This is a genomic window from Ruminiclostridium sufflavum DSM 19573 (assembly GCF_003208175.1).
Taxonomy (GTDB): Bacteria; Bacillota; Clostridia; order Acetivibrionales; family DSM-1351; genus Ruminiclostridium; species Ruminiclostridium sufflavum.
The window spans coordinates 55943-74138 of sequence record NZ_QKMR01000018.1 but is presented as its reverse complement, the minus strand read 5'-3'; the positions used below and the strand labels follow the sequence as shown (position 1 = coordinate 74138).

Genomic DNA, 18196 nt, shown 5'->3' with positions numbered 1-18196 from the left:
AAAATTTCACTGTGTGCCCGGCACTAAAATTGATGAAATACCCGATCCGGAAGAAACCTCCGGTTATTTAAAGAATCAAATTATAATACAGCTTCCGCATGGCGGGTTACATGACAGCTTATATTTATTGCCACCGGCAATCCGGCTATATGAGTCGGGTATGTCTCCACATTTACAGCCAATGCAGTATTGTTTCCGCCTAACCCTGCCGGTCCTATGCCAAGCTCATTTATCTTTTGAAGCATTTCTTTTTCTAAATTCTTAACATACTCTATATTGCTCCTTATATTAACCGGCCTTAATAACGCTCTTTTTGCAAGAATAGCTGCTTTCTCCATCGTTCCCCCTATTCCTACTCCTACTACAATTGGAGGACATGGATTCGGCCCGGCTTTGTCCACAGCTTCCAATATAAAGCTTTTTACTCCTTCTATGCCGTCTGACGGCTTAAGCATCCTTAATGCACTCATATTCTCACTTCCAAAGCCCTTTGGCGCTAATTCTATCTTCAGGGCATCACCGGGAATAATCTCATAATGTATAACAGCCGGTGTATTGTCACCTGTATTAACTCGTTCAATAGGGTCACCCACTACCGATTTTCTCAGGAAGCCTTCGCTGTATCCTCTTCTTACGCCCTCATTAATAGCATCAGCTAATCCTCCCCCGGTGATATGCACTTCTTGTCCTATAGTAACAAAAACCACTGCCATTCCGGTATCCTGACATATAGCTACTTTCTTCTCAGCCGCCAGTTCTGCATTTATCAACAGCTTGTCCAGTATTTGTGTACCGATGGGAGACCGTTCACTTTGTAAGCCGCTCTCCATAGCCTGTTTTATATCATTATTCAAATAATAGTTGGCATTCATGCACATATTTTTCACAGCTTCTATTATTTTTTCGGCATCAATATCTCTCATGTTACCAAAAGCCTCCATTAATATTAATTTTCCACTCTATTATACTTTTTAATATTACCCCTTAAAGCTGCTAACTGCAATACTACTTTTTGTAAATAATATTTAAGCTGCCTGTGTGATACTCAAAAGCTCCCCGGGTTTTTAAAAATAGAATATTAAGTTTCATTTAATATTGAAAGACAAAACAATAATAATTTAGTATAATAATATATAAGAGAGGAGGTCATTAATTGAGCCAATCTGGTAGTAATATATTAGTTTGCGTCACTCAACAGAAAACATGTGAACGACTTATCAGAAAAGCATTAGAGTTTTCGAATAATAATGATTCAATATTTATTATCCATGTTGCTAAAAATAACTGGAGCTTCCTTGATAACGAAAAGGAAGGCGAAGCACTGGAATATCTTTTTGGAATTGCAAAATCAGTCGGTGCTAATCTGACAGTTTTAAGATCTGATAATATAGTTGATACAATAGTTGATTATGCATTTGAAAATAAAATTGATTTATTAGTTCTTGGAGATTCCAAGGGTGATCATAGCGAAAACTATTTTTATAAATCGTTAAAAGAGGCCTTAAATAGCGTTGAAATACATGTTGTACCCAATTGATTATCAAAATGTTAATTTTCTCCATGTTTTTGTGGTACGATATTACTATTTTGCCTCGAAAGGCTTGACTTTAGAGTGTTTTCATTATAAAATAATGTCGAATTCCATTTTTAGGAGGTTGTACAATGAATAAATCAGATTTAATCAACTCGATTGCATCTAAATCAGGCTTAAACAAAAAGAATAGTGAAGCTGCTTTAAATGCATTTATTTCTTCAGTAGAAGATACTCTTAAGGCTGGCGACAAAGTCACTTTAGTTGGTTTTGGAACCTTCGAAGTAAGGGAAAGAGCGGAAAGAAAGGGCAGAAACCCACAAACTAAGCAAGAAATAACTATTCCTGCATCCAAAGCTCCAGTATTCAAGGCTGGTAAGGGATTAAAAGATACTGTTAACGCTTAATTAGTTACATAAAAGCCCTGACTAAAATCAGGGCTTTTTGTATTCTTATAAATGCAATAATTTCCTAATAGTTGGTGAATCTTCATACAACAGACCTTTTATTCGAAAATCTTTAATCATCAATAAAATGATTAATTATTTATTCTTATTTTTTCAATAAGCTGGCATATAGCCTGCGAATTTGTAAGCTTTGCCTCCGCAGTGCTGTCCTTAACACTTTCGAAGCAATTTCTTATAGCTCTCTCAACCTTTTGAACAGAAACCTTATTTTTATCTGCTATAGTTCTATAAATGCCTTTTGGCATAGCTCCTGTTTTGCAGTATGTATCAAATGCCGTTACTATAATATCCCTAATGTAGCTGTATCCTGTCATATGCGCCTTGAGACCTGACTCACGCATATATTTTGTCGCTAAAACCTTTAATTCATCATCATGTGGATTTTTAACCTTTATATCCATATTAATTTTATCACTTTTAAAATATTTCGCCTTTTTCAGGTCAGAAAATAATTGAAGTATTCTAGTGGCGATAATTGCTTCATCAAACGGCTTTAATATATAATAGCTTGCTCCAAGATTCATGACCCTTGTAACATAATTCTCCTGACTGACTGCAGAAAAAACAATAAAAATCGGTTTACCATCGTCCAGACTTGTCTGAGCATATTCCAGCACGCCAACACCATCCAGTTTTGGCATAATTATGTCCAATAAAACAACATCCGGTTTTTCATTATTAATTTTTTCAATTGTCTCTATACCGTCTCTGGCAGTAGAAACAGAAAAATATTCATACTCTATAAGCTTATCAAAAAGTCTTTTTGCTGCTAATACGTTATCATCTGCTATTAAAACTTTTATTTTATTCATGGTATCTCTTTTTAACCTTTTCCCTTTTAGCTGATTATGATACTAAACCTTCAAATATTATCTATTTCCTTCAGTATCCTGTTACATAATAATTGTGAATCCGCAGAATCACAATCAATAATTGCATCTGCATATTTACAATACAGGGGTTTTCTCTCATTATACAATTCCAGCAGACTTCCGTTTGTTCTTACCAGTTTTCTCGAGGCATCCATTCTCTCCTCTATAATATCATATTTTGCATCCAAAAATAAAACAAATCCTATAGTTTTCAGATATTTCATTGCCGTATCACTATGTACAATGCCGCCTCCGGTAGCTATTATACAATTGGTTTGCTTTATTGACAAGACGGCCTCCTCCTGAACATTCAGAAAAAAATCCCGTCCTGACTCTTCAACAACCTGTCTCGGACTTTTGCCCGTTTTATCAGCAATAAGCTGGTCACAGTCTATGAAGGTGTAATCAAGCAATGCTGCCAGCAGCTTTCCTGTCGTAGTTTTGCCGCACCCCGGCATCCCAATCAGCACAATATTACTTTTGTCAGAACCTTGTGTCATAATTTATCCCACCTGACATCCATATCGGTAAAACCTCTATAACCGGCTGACATCATTATGCTGTCAACCAATGCAATTCTCACCATTGCTTCACATATTGAATAAACCCTCGGCACTAACGAAGGGTCGCTTCTGGAAGCAAATTTGTGCACTGCCGGCTCAAGAGTTGCTACATTTACAGTTAACTGTTCCTTCAATATCGTTGGAGTTGGTTTCACAGCGACACGCATGCGTATTTCCTCACCGTTTGATATACCTCCCAGCAAGCCTCCTGACCTGTTAGTCTTAAATCTTATGCGTCCGGTTTCTTCATCATAATAAGGAGTGTCATTGCATTCCGAGCCCTTCTTTGAAGAAACTCCAAAGCCTTCTCCGAATTCAATTCCCTTTACTCCTCCTATAGACATCAGACCATGGGCAATAGTTGCGCTGAGTTTATCAAAAACAGGCTCTCCCAATCCGGCCGGAACACCCTTTGCAATAATTTCTATCGCTCCGCCGCAGGAATCTCCTTCCTTCATTACCTCAAGCAAGTCCTTTGTCATTAACTCCGCTGCCTCCGCATCCGGACAATTTATATCATTAATTCTGTAGTTTTGCTTAGCGGTCTCATAGGAAAAAGGACCGGCCTTAATTCCGTGAGACTCAACTGTATATGCTATTACGTCTATACCCATGCTATCCAGAATAATTTTGGCAACCGCACCGCCTGCAACCCTGGCTGCCGTTTCCCGGGCGGAAGCCCTTCCTGCGCCCAGATAATCAGAATGCTCGCCATATTTCTTGTAATAGGTATATGCAGCCTGTCCGGGACGGAGTAAAGCTCTATTGTCACTATGCTGCTTAATATGATAATCCCCTATGTCACTGCTTGGTATAAGCATGCAAACAGGAGCGCCTGTTGTTCTGTCATCCTGCATAACACCCGAAAAAATATAAACCCTGTCTGCTTCCGCTCTTGGTGTCGCAAGCTTTGATTTTCCCGGCTTCCTTTTATCTAATTCTTCCTGTATAATTTGAGAAGTTATCTTCAGACCTGCAGGGACTCCATCCACAATTACCGCCAATCCTCCCCATAGCTCTGAGGGTATGTCCGCATTTTTTCTGAAAGCTCCCGAATATGACTCTCCGCAGGTTGTTATTCTGAATACTCTGCCAAATGTATTTCCCATCATAATAATATCCTCCAAGTTATTTTATTCAATATGCAGTTCACTCCAGATACTAAATGGTACAGGGCCTGCTCTTCAAGCCGGCTGTTCATCCTCCAAGAGCTCAATTCTGCCGCCGCAGTCTCGAATACAGTCTACAAAACCCGGAAAAGTAATATTCATCGCTTCAGCCGTATCAATTATTGTCTCACCGGGAGAATTAAGTCCTGCAATTGCCAGAGACATAACAATTCTATGGTCATCATGCCCGTTTACCCTGCAGCCCTTTAATTTGCTCTCCCTTATAATCAACCCATCCGGCAGCTCTTCTATATCTGCTCCCATTTTTGTCAGCTCGGAACACATGACACTAATCCTGTCAGTTTCTTTAAGTCTTGCCTGAGGTACATTCAAAAGTCTCGTTTCTCCTTCGGCAAAGCAAGCTGCTACCGCCATAGCAGGCAGCGCATCCGGTATGGCATTCATATCTATTTCTCTTCCTTGAAGCTTTTCACCCTTAACAATTATTTCATCCTTGTGATATGTAACCTTTGCCCCCATATCTTCAAGAACGGACAAAACCTTTTTATCCCCCTGGGGATCAGACATATCAAGGTTAGTCAGCTTTAATTCCTGCCCTGATATTGCAGATAAAACCATAAAAAATGTAGCAGAAGAAAAGTCCCCGGGGATAGCACATTTAAACGGGGAATATTGCTGCTGTCCAGGTATATAAAACTCTTTCATATTATTATGACTATATTTAATTCCAAATTTGTCCATCCACCATAATGTAATTTCTACGTACGGAACTTCGTTTAGCCTTATTACCTCAATATGAGTATCTTTTTCCAGTAAAGGCGCATTTATTAAAATTGATGATAAATACTGCGAAGTAACAGCATCCAGTCTGGTAAACCCTCCTGAAGCCCTCCCTTTGACAACTACTGGTGCGGAATCATTCGCCCTCGTGGTAAAGGCTTGGCCGCCCAAGCTATTAATGGCCTGAACCAACGGTCCTATCTGCCTTTTTCTTATTTGATAGTCTCCGGTAAATACTGTACACCCCTGAACAAGTGCAGCTGTCATCATTCCCAGACGCAAGCTGGTTCCTGAGTTTCCCACATCAATTACATCCTCCGGTATCCCGGGATTGCCTCCGACTCCTTTTGCTATATAGCAATTATTGTCCCAATCATAGCTTGCTCCAAATGCTTTGCATAAATTAACAGCTGAATTAGAATCACTCGAAACCAGAGGATTTCTAATTTCACTTTTTCCATCAGCCAAAGCTGCAAAAAACAGAGCTCGTATTGTATGCGATTTTGAGCCGGGAATACTGATCATGCCGTTTACATCAGATTGAAAAGCCTTTAAAATCAATTAAAATCACCTACCATATTACAATTTTATTTAAATCAGTCCATACTACAAAATTCTACATTTATATGTTATTATAAATATACTGTTCAAGTCAATGTTTTTCCATTTTACTCACCGCTTATATTTATGTGTTTGGGAGGCGGAGGACCAAAATACTGGTAATAATTGCAAAGCAGCTTGCCATTGTAAAGCTTTCTCTTTTTATCTGCCTTTTTCCCAAAAAACTTTTCAAAATCCGAATTAGAGGTTATAACATAATATGACCATGTATCGAACTTCCTGAATATTTTACCCATATCCTTGTATAAGCCCTCAACATAATCAATTTCACCCAATCTTTCTCCATATGGAGGATTGCACATAATAATACCGTACTTATACCTTGAGCTTATATCCGAAACAGGCATTTTCTGAAAATGAATAGAATCCTCCACTCCCGCTTTTCTGGCATGATATCTCGCTATGCTTATTGCCTCCTCATCAATATCGGAACCATGTATTCTCAGAACAGTTTCCTCCTTTATTGCGTCATAAGCTTCATCCCTTGCCTTATCCCATAAGTCCTGTGATACAAAGCTCCACTTTTCAGCATCAAAGTCTCTTCCAAGACCGGGAGCTATATTTTTTCCAATCAAAGCTGCCTCTATAGGTAAAGTTCCGCTGCCGCACATAGGGTCAATTAAAATTCTGTCTTTATTCCAATGGCTTATAAGAATCATAGCCGACGCAAGGGTTTCCTTTATAGGAGCCCCTCCCACAAGCTTTCTGTAGCCCCGTTTATGAAGTCCCGCACCACTTGTGTCTATAGTCAATGTCACCGTATCCCTGAGTATGGCAACCTCAATTTTGTATCTGGGCCCGCTTTCATTAAACCATTCACAGTTATACCGCTGTTTAAGTTTTTCAACAACAGCTTTCTTTACTATCGCCTGACAATCTGAAACGCTAAACAGTTTAGAGCTGATGGAATATCCCTCAACAGGAAACTCTGCATCTTCAGGTATGAACTCATCCCACGGCAGAGCCTTGGTTTGTTCAAACAGCTCGTCAAAGGTCAATGCCTTAAACTCTCCGATTTTTAAAAGTACTCTGCTTGCAGTCCTAAGCCATATATTAGTCCTGCAAATTGCGTATTCATCTCCTGCAAAGGTTACCTTTCCATCTTCCACTTTTTGCTCATAATATCCGAGCTTTTTCAGTTCTCTTGCAGTTACTGCCTCAGTTCCGAATACCGAGACAGCTATCAGCTGTAATTTACTCATATTTTTGCCTTTCACATATATTTATGTTTACGGTTAAAATATTAACAAAATATTCTATAACAATCAAGTCCTGACATGGCAATCCTGAGCCTGTCAGACATTATAATTATCCAAATATTTAAATTTTATTTACTAATATTTAAGATATATTAATTATTTAAAATCTAATAACCTTACATATTCAAATTTTCAAATAAAAGCCTATCAGCACAAATCTATCAATGGTTTGTTGACAAAATAACCGCTAAAAGCCTTTATCCGATAAAATTAAACGTTACCCTTCGGCATAAGCAAATGACATATTTTAATCAATTCACTTGCAGCAATTAATTATTTTTGGATATTTCAGCAAATATTTTTTTTATTTTCATCACATACGTCAATAAATACAGGCTTTTCAGTTAGTCATCTATTTTTGCAATGTTTTATTTTTATTTAAAAATGAATTTTTTTAATTTTAGTCTTGCAAAAATAATGTTGTAGTGATATAATTTTTAAAGTAAAATCAGTTAATTATTTGGTATACAATGGGGTAGCCAATAATCTAATAAATATTGGTTCATTTTAAAGATTCTTTCCTTATATAAGGATATAAGACAGAATTTTATATGAATTTTAATACATATTGGTTCATTTTGGTTTATTTTTAAAAATCTCCTTGTGTACAAAAATATAATTTTTTATATAAAGTAAAAAAATACAGGAGGGTTTTAAAATGAAAATACTACAAAATGTTATGGATCAAGTAAAAAAAAGAAATCCTAACGAGCCGGAGTTTCATCAGGCAGTAGAAGAGGTTCTTGAATCACTGGAAATTGTTGCTGAAAAGCATCCTGAATGGGTTGCAGCAGGTGTATTCGAGAGAATAGTTGAACCGGAAAGACAAATTTTATTCAGAGTGCCGTGGGTTGACGACAGCGGGAAGGTCCAGGTTAACCGCGGATTCAGAATTCAATTCAACAGTGCAATAGGTCCTTACAAGGGTGGTCTTAGACTTCATCCTTCAGTTAATGCAAGTATTCTTAAATTCCTTGGTTTTGAACAAATATTCAAAAATTCACTTACCGGTCTTCCAATAGGCGGCGGTAAAGGCGGCAGCGATTTTGATCCTAAGGGCAAATCAGACGGAGAAGTAATGAGATTCTGTCAAAGCTTTATGACAGAGCTGTCAAAGCATATAGGTGCCGACACAGATGTTCCTGCGGGAGATATCGGAACAGGCGCAAGAGAAATCGGATATATGTACGGCCAGTACAAGAGACTGAGAAACGAATTTACCGGTGTTTTAACCGGAAAAGGCCTTACTTGGGGCGGCAGCTTAGCAAGAACCGAAGCTACCGGTTACGGTCTCTGCTATTTCATGGATGAAGCCCTGAAAGCAAAAGGAAAATCCTTCAAAGGTGCCACAGTTGTAATTTCAGGTTCAGGCAACGTTGCAATATACGCTACTGAAAAAGCAGCTCAATTAGGAGCAAAAGTAGTAGCATTAAGCGATTCAAACGGATATATATATGATCCTGACGGAATAAAGCTGGATACAGTTAAGCAATTAAAAGAAATCGAAAGAAAACGTATAAGTGAATATGTTAAAATTCATAAGAACGCAACATATACCGAAGGCTGCTCAGGAATCTGGAGTATTAAATGTGATATCGCCCTTCCTTCAGCTACACAAAACGAAATTGACGAAGCTTCTGCCAAGCTGTTAGTTGCAAACGGCTGTTATGCTGTTGGTGAAGGCGCTAATATGCCATCTACTCCTGAGGCTGTTAATGTATATTTACATAACAAAATTATATACGGACCTGCCAAGGCTGCTAATGCCGGCGGAGTAGCTACTTCAGCTCTTGAGATGTGCCAGAACAGCATGCGCTACTCCTGGACATTTGAAGAGGTTGATGCAAAGCTGAAGGATATCATGGTTAACATATACAAAAATGCAAGTGCTGCTGCTAAAGAATACGGTTTCGAAGATAATCTCGTTGCCGGCGCAAATATTGCAGGTTTCTTAAAGGTAGCCAATGCCATGTATTCACAAGGCATTGCATATTAATTATCACACAGGCATCACAATAATCCAATATAGGTAAGTTTAGATAGTAAAAAGCAAGCAAGGCAAATGCCCTGCTTGCTTTTTACTATCTGAACCTAATCCACGGCTCAGTTTTCGGAGTACTGCATATAAAAGTCATTTCCTCTTTTTTTATGGGATGTGCAAAGGTAACGGAGTGTGACCATAGTGCTATTTGCTGTCCCGGTTCATTTACATCGGGACCATATCTCTGATCTCCATATAATACATATCCTGCATGTGAAAGCTGTACTCTTATCTGATGAGGCCTTCCGGTATGAAGCTTTACCTGCAATAAGCTCAGCCCCTCCTTAGAATCCAGTACCTCGTAATCAAGAATTGCTTCTTTTGAATCTCTTGTTCCTTCTCTCACTACTGATACCATGTTTTTAGCACTATCTTTCAGAAGGTAATCTCTGAGCGTACAGCTTCGAGCACTTGGAATACCTCTTACAACAGCAAGATATGACTTTTTAAATTCTCTTGTCCTTATTTGCTCTGACAGCCTCGAAGCCGCCTTTGAGGTCTTTGCAAATACCATTATCCCTCCTACCGGTCTGTCAAGCCTGTGAACAAGTCCCAAATAAACCTCTCCGGGCTTGTTATATCTTCGTTTCAAATCCTGCTTCAATATTCCCAGCATGTCCGAATCCTTTGTATTATCTTCTTGTACAGGTATATTTACAGGCTTCTCAACAACAAGCAAATGATTATCCTCATAAATAACTTTCGGTATCAAACACTCTCCCACCTTCCATATATACCGCAGGGAAGCACCAGGCCTGACTGACTGACAGGAATGCCAACCTCACCGCTGTTATATTCCCCCTTGTACCGGCTTCCTACAGTCTGCTTAAGAATGTTGCCGAGTACCTCGGCAGAAAAACCGGTTGTATAAGAATTTATCAGAAAAAACAGCGGATTGTCCGAAAGCACCTCCATACACTGTTCAACAAAGCTGTAAAGAGAATCCTCAATTTTCCATATTTCTCCGCTCGGACCTCTTCCATAAGACGGCGGGTCCATAATTATTCCATCATATTTTTTCCCCCTGCGTATTTCCCTCTGGACAAATTTCATACAGTCATCCGTAATAAATCTAACCGGCCTGTCCGCCAAGCCTGAAAGAGCTACATTTTCCTTTGCCCAGCCTACCATGCCCTTTGCAGCATCGACATGGCAGACCTCTGCTCCGGCATATGCAGCAGCAACAGTAGCTCCGCCTGTATAAGCAAATAGGTTCAAAACCTTTATCGGTCTTTTAGCCTTCTGTATTTTTTTTATCATCCATTTCCAATTTACAGCCTGCTCAGGAAATAGCCCTGTATGCTTAAAGCCGGTTGGCTCAATATAAAATTTCAGTTCTTCAAAGCTAATTGTCCAGCGGTTAGGAAATTTCCTTTTATATTCCCAGTTTCCTCCTCCGCTCTGGCTTCTGTAGTATTTTGCATCAGCCCTTTCCCAAGCCTTTTTATTCTTCATGGGCCAGATTATCTGAGGGTCAGGCCTTCTAAGTATAACATCGCCCCATCTTTCCAGCTTTTCTCCATCTCCTGTTTCAATTAATTCATAGTCCTTCCATTCATCTGCAAGTAACATTGTATTCTATTTCCCCATTCCGTAATTATTTATATTCATAATAATTTCTGAAATCTCACCCGGAGCTGATACTATAAAATCGGGCTCTGCCTTTTCCAGCAGCTCCTTCGGATCAAATCCCCATAAAACTGAAATAACTCTGATTCCTATCTTTTTACATGCCTCAACATCACGATACTCATCACCGACATAAATAACCTCTTCCTTTTTTACATCCAGCCTTGAAATCAGTTTCCCAATAGTAACATGCTTGTCAAAAAGGCCTCTTGACGACTGCATATTTTTAAACATACTCAGCTGATTTTCTTTTAAAAAAGCATTAATATTATCAAGGGTATTTGATGACACTATATTTAGTCCATATCCTTCCTTGTGAAGATTTTCAAGCATTTCTTTTATTCCTTCAAAAGGCTCAGCCTTAGCCGCATACTCATTAAACTTGTGCAAAACTTCAAATCCTATTTTAGGGAGCTTAATTTTGGGCAATTTCAGGATTTGAATTCTCTTTTTCATAGGAAGCATCATAAGTTCCTTTATTTTTTCCCTGCTCACAGGCTGCATATTATATTTTTCAGCCATTTGATTACCTATCTTTATAAAAATATCAAGAGAATTGACTAATGTTCCGTCAAAGTCAAAAATAATCTGATTAATCATTCTTCAATTACCGTCCTGTATTTATTGATAAATATAAATTTATTCATTATATGAATTTATTCATATTTTTTAACCATAAAAATTAACCGGAAAACAAAAAAACTACTGTCACAGCAGTTAATGTTAATTATATCACATAAATATACTATAATGAATCCTATTAAATGCAACTCCATTGCAGCATAATAATTTGCTGCGGCTGAAAGCTGCCAAAACAAAGCAAAAAAGCCTTGCTTAAAAGCATGGCTTCTCTGAACATTAAACAAACCTCTATATTATTTCCGGCTTACACCTTTAGTCTGGTTTTAAACCTGTCTACAGCCGCCTTTGTATTCTCTATATTTCCAAAGGCAGTAAGCCTGAAATAGCCCTGCCCGCTTGGCCCGAATCCTACACCCGGAGTTCCGACTATATTTGCCTCAGACAATAATTTGTCAAAGAATTTCCAAGAGTCCATTCCGTTTGGAGTCTTCATCCAAATATAAGGTGCATTAACACCCCCGTATACCTGAATTCCTATACTTTCAAGACCCTTCTTAATGATAGCTGCATTATTTAAATAATATGAAATAGTCTCCTTAACCTGCTTCTGGCCTTCTTCCGAATATACTGCTTCTGCTCCGCGCTGCACGATATATGACACTCCGTTAAACTTAGTTGCCTGTCTCCTGTACCACAGCCTGTTAAGCCCCACTTCTTCACCGCTTGCAGTGTAAGCCTTAAGTTCCTTAGGAATTACAACATAAGCACATCTTGTTCCTGTAAATCCCGCAGTCTTTGAAAAGCTCCTGAATTCTATGGCAACCTCTTTAGCTCCTTCAATTTCATAAATACTGTGGGGGACATTTTCCTGTGTTATGAAGGACTCGTATGCCGAGTCAAATAATATTACCGATTTATTTTTTGCCGCATATTCAACCCATACCTTTAGCTGTTCCCTTGTCAGGGTAGTTCCTGTAGGATTATTGGGCAGACATAAATAAATAATATCAACTCTTTCTTTAGGCAGCTCAGGAATAAAGCCATTATCAGATGTACAAGGCAAATAAGTAACATTGCTCCACTTTCCGTCCAGATATTCGCCTGTTCTTCCTGCCATAACGTTACTGTCAACGTAAACAGGGTATACAGGATCCGTAACAGCTATTCTGCTGCTTAAACCAAACAGCTCCTGAATATTTGCAGTGTCACTTTTCGCCCCGTCGCTGACAAACACCTCATCCGCACCAATGGTAATTCCGCGTTTTTTGTAATCAAATTCTATGATTTTATTTATCAAAAAGTCGTATCCCTCATATTCGGGATACCCTTTAAAGGTTTCCACTCTCGACATATCATCCACTGCCTTGTGCATAGCGTCTATACAAGCCATCGGAAGAGGTCTTGTTACATCTCCGATTCCAAGTCTGATAATATCAGCAGCCGGATTCTGCTCCTTAAAGGCTGCAACTCTCTTGCCTATCTCAGCAAACAAATAATTCCCCGGTAATTTCAAATGGTTCTCGTTCACATATATCATATTATTTATTCCTTTCTTACTAAAAAAATTATATTAATTGAATAGCCGCTTTGCATAACAGTAAACGTCTAAATATCTATCTCTCCGTCAAATACCTTTACCGCAGGTCCCGTCATATAAACATGGTTATCCTTTTCGGACCATTCTATAAGCAAATCCCCTCCAAGCAGTTTAATAGTGGCTTCCCTGTCAGCCACACCGTTAAGCACCGAAGCGACAAGTGTCGCACAGGCTCCTGTACCGCATGCAAGAGTTTCTCCCGCACCTCTTTCCCAAACTCTCATTTTGAGTGTTTTTCTGTCCACTACCTGAACAAACTCAGCATTAACCTTTCTCGGGAAAAGTTTATGAGTCTCCATTTTTGGCCCCACCTCATAAAGAGGAAATTTTATTACATCCTCAACATAGGATATTGCATGAGGATTCCCCATTGAGACAGCAGTAACCTCATATATCCGGCCTTCAATTTCAACAGGTTCGGAAACAAAGCTATCCTTATTGCTATCAACAGGTATCTCCCTTGGTGTCAAAATCGGTTCACCCATGTCTACTCTCGCAAGTACGGCTCTTTCGTCTTCAATCTTTAATTGAAGAACCTTTGTGCCGGCAAGTGTCTCTATTGTAATAGTTGCTTTGTCTGTAAGCTTATTGTCAAATACATACTTGCCCACACAACGTATTGCATTTCCGCACATTTCAGCCTCCGAACCGTCCGAATTAAACATTCTCATGCGGAAATCAGCTTTATCTGATAATAATATAAGAACCAACCCGTCAGAGCCTATCCCAAAATGTCTGTCACTTATTATTTTTGCTGTTTCAGAAGGATTGTCAATTATTTTCTGTGTGCAATCAACATATATATAATCGTTTCCCAACCCCTGCATTTTTGTAAATTTCATATTAAACCTCCCACGCCCAATAAGGGCACAAAATCTGTTTTCGAGCTATTCAAGCTTAACCGTTTATTATTTAAAATTATAATAATTTATAAGATAATATACAACCTTCTTAAAAAATCTATCCATATTATAACATACGTTAGCATTTTTACATATGCCTTATCGGCAGATTTTTAATCATCTTTTTTTATGTTAATTGATGACAGGCAATAAGTCAATTACAATAGGTAAAAAACAGCTATATTGTCCCGATATTTTATCGTGCCAAGGCTTTTAACCGTAATCGACTTTGGTAATGGGCATTGTATTTTTAACTATTCATGATAAAATTATAGTCATCAAAATTTTTACAAAATAAAGCTGGTTGTACGGCTTCTTATGCCGTAATCTTTTAACAGAGGAGATTTTTATGGATAAAAATACATTATCAACAAACTTTTTAGGCTGCGGCAGTGATTTTGACTCGTCTGACATCATTATTTTCGGAGCTCCCTACGACGGCACGACCACATTCAGGCCGGGTGCAAGATTCGCACCTTCTGTAATGCGAATGGATTCAATTGGTATAGAAACCTATAGCCCATATTTTGATGCTGATATCACTGACTATTCAATAAATGATTACGGTGATTTGGACTTACCCTTTGGCTCACCGGCAAGGGCATTAAATATGATATCAGAAACCTCGCTGCATATCTTTGACAGCAGTAAAAAACCATTAATGATAGGAGGAGAGCACCTTGTTTCCCTGCCGGTCATTGAACAGGCCTGCAAAAAATATCCCGATATGCATGTAATTCATTTTGATGCCCATACCGACTTGAGAGAGGACTATCTGGGCGAAGCACTTTCTCATTCCTCTGTTATAAGACGTGCCTGGGATATCCTGGGCGACAAGCATATCTGGCAATTCGGAATACGCAGCGGAACCCGCGAGGAATTTTACTGGTCAAGAGAAGGTCACACACACATGTGTATGCACAATTTTGACACCTTGGGAAAGGCCGTTAATGCAATAGGCGGCTTGCCCGTTTATCTTACAATTGATTTGGATGTTTTGGATCCTTCAATCTTCCCGGGTACTGGAACTCCTGAAGCCGGAGGTGTAAGCTTTCTGGAGCTGGTTAACGCATTAAAGGCTGTTTCCGCATTAAATATTATCGGGGCGGACATCGTGGAGCTGTCACCCCATTATGATCAAAGCGGCTCCTCAACTGCGGCAGCCTGTAAAATTCTGAGAGAGCTGGTTCTGACAATGCAAAAAACAATTGCAGCCCGCTGAAGCTGCAGGCTCACTCAATAAAAATGCTTAAAAGCATATATTAGTCTATAGCTTAAAGCTTGTAAGAGAGAGATAGAATAATATATGCTTGAAAGCATATTTGGCTTAACACCAAAAATTTATAAAATATTAAGTTATCGTAATTTATGAAAGAATAATCTTTCAGTGCTGTATGGCATAATTTATTCAATACAAACAGGTATATACCCGCATAGCTGTCAGCCTACTATTGCAGTATCTCCTCTTTCACCTGTACGTATGCGTATGCAGTCCTGCAAATCATGAATAAATATTTTCCCGTCCCCTAATTCCCCGGTCTGGGAATATTTAACTATTGTATCAATTATAAGCTCAACCTTGTCATCTGTTGACACCAGCTCAAGTTTTACTTTGGGAAGCACGTTTAATGCAATTTCATTTCCCCTGTAAAATTCCTTCCAGCCAAGCTGCTTTCCAGCACCCATAACCTGACTTATTGTTATACCATCCAAATCAATTGCCAGCAATGCCTCTTTCAATTCTTCAAGCTTACATGGTCTTATTATTGCTTCTATTTTCTTCATATTAAAACCTCCACGCCGAGTATCGGCACAAAATTTATAGTAAAGCAACGTGGCAGTACGCAATCTTATTTCTAAGCCCCCCACAGCCTTTCACTGTGCTCAGGGCACAAAAGGTGATGAACTGCGTTTACCGCTCAAAATACATCATGTATTATTTATCTTTCATAATTTATATGAATTAAGCCTAATCCATACCTGTGAAAGAAGGATATGCCGATTCACCATGCTGCGAAATATCAAGGCCTTCTGATTCTTCTCGCGCCGTTACCCTGATTTCCTTAGAAACAAGCTTTATAGCAAACATAATTAAAGCTGTTCCTACTATTGAAAGGGCTATTGTTACAGCGATACTTATGAGCTGTGCTACAAACAGCCTCGTTTCTCCGTATATAAGTCCATCCCACTGAGCTACAGGATTTATAGAGTTTTTGGCAAATATTCCTGTTGCAATACCTCCCCATATACCTCCGATTCCATGGCATCCAAATGCATCCAGAGAATCATCATATCCGAATTTAGGCTTAATAACACTCATTGCAAAATAACATATGGGACTTACAGCCGCACCAATTATCAAAGATGCCCATATAGGTACAAAACCGGCACCCGGAGTAATTGCAACCAGTCCGACTACAGCACCTGTTGCAGCACCAAGCATAGTAGGCTTTCCTCTTGTAATCTTTTCAACCAGCATCCAGGAAAGCAATGCCGTTGCAGCCGAGGTATTTGTTGTCAACAAAGCATGAACTGCAAGCTCTCCGCTTCCAAGAGCACTGCCTGCATTAAAGCCGAACCAGCCGAACCACAATAGGGCCGCACCTATAAATATCAATGGAATATTATGCGGCTGACCAGATGCAACCCCATACCCTTTTCTTTTCCCAAGAATAATCGCTGCAACAACCGCTGACACACCTGAACTTATATGGACAACATTTCCGCCTGCAAAGTCTATGGCTCCGAGATTTCTCAGCAAGCCTCCATCTCCCCACATCATGTGTGCCATGGGGTAATATACAACTATTGACCACAAAGCTATAAAAACAAAGAGCCTTGAGAACTTCATTCTTTCAACAAGCGCACCTGTAATTAATGCAGGTGTTATTATTGCAAACATCATCTGAAATGCTGCAAACAAGGTATGCGGTATTGTTGCCGCATAGGTGGCATTGGGCTCTCCGGTAACTCCGTTGAAAAAAGCCCAGTTCAAGCTTCCGATAACACCTCCGGTGTCTTTGCCGAAGGAAAGCGAATAGCCTATTGCTACCCAAAGTACAGAAGCCAATCCGCATATAAAAAATGATGACATTATGGTGCTCAGTACATTTTTTCTTTTTACCATTCCTCCATAAAATAAAGCAAGACCCGGTGTCATTAAAAATACAAGTGCCGCCGAAATAATTATAAATGCTGTATCGCCTGTGTTAATTGTTCCCATTTAAAATCCCCCATTCAAATAATATAAGTTATATATCAAATATCCTATGATAATTTTACCCGAACCCCCGCATATCTAGAATTGCAAGTCAGGCTTGTTACCGCACCGGATATAATTAATTTTTAAAATTCAATTACTATCAAAACAAATTCAAACTGCGTTCAAAATCAGCCTAAAAGCCTATTCTCCTAAAAAGACGATATAATATTGTCCCGAAGGCTTGAACCGTAATTGACTTTAGTAACCAACCGGTATTAAAAAAGCAGGCGCATTTAAAGGAAATATCATTTCCCCTAAACACGCCTTCGTGTGAATATAAAAACAAGTTGTTTTTATGCAACTGTGTTGCCCTATTAATTTTAAAAGCTATTGAATATTTCCTCCGCCACCTTCAATTGAGAAATCCTCAAATCCATAGCTCTTTTCTGTATATACCTGTGAGCCTGTGGTTCGGTCATATTCATTTTTTCTACAAGAATCCACTTAGCCTTCTCAACAATCTTTCTATCCTGTATACGCTTTTCTAAGTCATCATTCTGGAGCTTTAAGCCTTTTATAGATTTTCTCGACTGAACTGCAAACTTAGCCGTCTGAATTAATATTGTTCTGCTGATAGGCTTAGGAAGCACCAGTGCTCCCACCCTTTCCAGCTTATACTGCATTTCCGCCAAATGTTCATGCCTTGAAAGAACTATTATCCCTGCATCAGTTTTATCAGCAATATCCAGAACAAGCTCTACTCCCAGTTCATCCTGTAGCGGGGCATTTACCAGTATCAGCCCAGGTTCAAAATAATCAAGTTTTCGTCTGGCCTCGCTTGCAGATAACGCATATTCCACCGAGGAATAACCTTGCTGCAGCATTAAGGCTCTCAAATCTTTTATCAGCTCAGGCTTACTGCATACTATAAAAACCCCCCTGGCATTCACTGGCAATCACCTCCGTCTGAGTGCGAATAAGTTATAGTGAATTTATTATAGTAATTACTATCGGCTGATA

The 18196-nt window shown here is 39.0% G+C and carries 18 protein-coding genes; 4 read left to right on the top strand and 14 right to left on the bottom strand.

The genetic code is table 11. The annotated features are described in order from the left end of the window. Positions 1-80: 80 nt before the first annotated feature. Positions 81-923: a fumarate hydratase gene (locus tag LY28_RS14375; RefSeq protein ID WP_110462890.1), complete on the bottom strand. Its 843-nt coding sequence runs from the start codon at positions 921-923 to the stop codon at positions 81-83. Positions 924-1153: 230 nt separating this feature from the next. Here LY28_RS14375 and LY28_RS14370 point away from each other — a divergent pair, with 230 nt between their 5' ends. Both LY28_RS14370 and LY28_RS14365 read left to right on the top strand, forming a co-directional pair. Further along, complete coding sequence (locus tag LY28_RS14370; RefSeq protein ID WP_110462889.1) at positions 1154-1537, top strand: universal stress protein; 384 nt, start codon at positions 1154-1156, stop codon at positions 1535-1537. A gap of 125 nt (positions 1538-1662) precedes the next feature. Beyond that, positions 1663-1938, top strand: a complete 276-nt coding sequence (locus LY28_RS14365) for an HU family DNA-binding protein (protein ID WP_110462888.1) — start codon at positions 1663-1665, stop codon at positions 1936-1938. 131 nt (positions 1939-2069) lie between these two features. Here LY28_RS14365 and LY28_RS14360 read toward each other — a convergent pair whose 3' ends face one another. From LY28_RS14360 to LY28_RS14340, 5 genes are all read right to left on the bottom strand, one after another. Next, the gene (locus LY28_RS14360; protein WP_110462887.1) at positions 2070-2810 is read right to left on the bottom strand and encodes a response regulator; all 741 of its coding nucleotides are present in this window, start codon (positions 2808-2810) and stop codon (positions 2070-2072) included. A 50-nt stretch (positions 2811-2860) separates the two neighbouring features. Continuing rightward, positions 2861-3370: a shikimate kinase gene (locus tag LY28_RS14355; protein ID WP_110462886.1), complete on the bottom strand. Its 510-nt coding sequence runs from the start codon at positions 3368-3370 to the stop codon at positions 2861-2863. Further along, positions 3367-4545 (bottom strand): chorismate synthase, encoded by a 1179-nt coding sequence (gene aroC / locus LY28_RS14350; protein WP_110462885.1) that lies wholly within the window; start codon positions 4543-4545, stop codon positions 3367-3369. The genes LY28_RS14355 and aroC overlap by 4 nt, the downstream gene beginning before the upstream one ends. A gap of 72 nt (positions 4546-4617) precedes the next feature. Next, on the bottom strand, positions 4618-5904 hold the full coding sequence (gene aroA / locus LY28_RS14345; RefSeq protein WP_110462884.1) for a 3-phosphoshikimate 1-carboxyvinyltransferase: 1287 nt from the start codon (positions 5902-5904) through the stop codon (positions 4618-4620). A 107-nt stretch (positions 5905-6011) separates the two neighbouring features. Then, positions 6012-7166 carry a THUMP domain-containing class I SAM-dependent RNA methyltransferase gene (locus LY28_RS14340; RefSeq protein ID WP_110462883.1) on the bottom strand — a complete coding sequence of 385 codons (1155 nt, stop codon included), beginning with the start codon at positions 7164-7166 and terminating at the stop codon, positions 6012-6014. Between the two features lie 715 nt (positions 7167-7881). Here LY28_RS14340 and gdhA point away from each other — a divergent pair. Beyond that, positions 7882-9219, top strand: coding sequence for an NADP-specific glutamate dehydrogenase (gene gdhA / locus LY28_RS14335; protein ID WP_110462882.1), 1338 nt, complete (start codon positions 7882-7884; stop codon positions 9217-9219). An 85-nt stretch (positions 9220-9304) separates the two neighbouring features. Here gdhA and LY28_RS14330 read toward each other — a convergent pair whose 3' ends face one another. From LY28_RS14330 to dapF, 5 genes are all read right to left on the bottom strand, one after another. Beyond that, positions 9305-9976: an RluA family pseudouridine synthase gene (locus LY28_RS14330; RefSeq protein WP_110462881.1), complete on the bottom strand. Its 672-nt coding sequence runs from the start codon at positions 9974-9976 to the stop codon at positions 9305-9307. After that, positions 9973-10836: a class I SAM-dependent methyltransferase gene (locus LY28_RS14325; RefSeq protein WP_110462880.1), complete on the bottom strand. Its 864-nt coding sequence runs from the start codon at positions 10834-10836 to the stop codon at positions 9973-9975. The genes LY28_RS14330 and LY28_RS14325 overlap by 4 nt, the downstream gene beginning before the upstream one ends. A 6-nt stretch (positions 10837-10842) precedes the next feature. Further along, a complete protein-coding gene (locus LY28_RS14320; RefSeq protein ID WP_110462879.1) occupies positions 10843-11493 on the bottom strand; it encodes an HAD-IA family hydrolase in 651 nt (216 codons plus the stop codon). A 286-nt stretch (positions 11494-11779) separates the two neighbouring features. After that, the gene (locus tag LY28_RS14310) at positions 11780-13012 is read right to left on the bottom strand and encodes an LL-diaminopimelate aminotransferase (RefSeq protein ID WP_110462877.1); all 1233 of its coding nucleotides are present in this window, start codon (positions 13010-13012) and stop codon (positions 11780-11782) included. Between the two features lie 68 nt (positions 13013-13080). Next, the gene (gene dapF / locus LY28_RS14305; protein ID WP_110462876.1) at positions 13081-13914 is read right to left on the bottom strand and encodes a diaminopimelate epimerase; all 834 of its coding nucleotides are present in this window, start codon (positions 13912-13914) and stop codon (positions 13081-13083) included. Between the two features lie 409 nt (positions 13915-14323). Between dapF and speB the strand changes: the two genes are divergently transcribed. Further along, positions 14324-15196, top strand: coding sequence for an agmatinase (gene speB, locus LY28_RS14300; protein ID WP_110462875.1), 873 nt, complete (start codon positions 14324-14326; stop codon positions 15194-15196). A gap of 218 nt (positions 15197-15414) precedes the next feature. Here the strand turns inward: speB and LY28_RS14295 are convergent, their stop codons facing one another. From LY28_RS14295 to LY28_RS14285, 3 genes are all read right to left on the bottom strand, one after another. Further along, positions 15415-15759, bottom strand: coding sequence for a P-II family nitrogen regulator (locus tag LY28_RS14295; RefSeq protein WP_110462874.1), 345 nt, complete (start codon positions 15757-15759; stop codon positions 15415-15417). Between the two features lie 184 nt (positions 15760-15943). Beyond that, positions 15944-17197 carry an ammonium transporter gene (locus LY28_RS14290; RefSeq protein ID WP_110462873.1) on the bottom strand — a complete coding sequence of 418 codons (1254 nt, stop codon included), beginning with the start codon at positions 17195-17197 and terminating at the stop codon, positions 15944-15946. A gap of 359 nt (positions 17198-17556) precedes the next feature. Further along, the gene (locus LY28_RS14285) at positions 17557-18126 is read right to left on the bottom strand and encodes an ANTAR domain-containing response regulator (RefSeq protein WP_110462872.1); all 570 of its coding nucleotides are present in this window, start codon (positions 18124-18126) and stop codon (positions 17557-17559) included. Between the last annotated feature and the right edge of the window lie 70 nt (positions 18127-18196).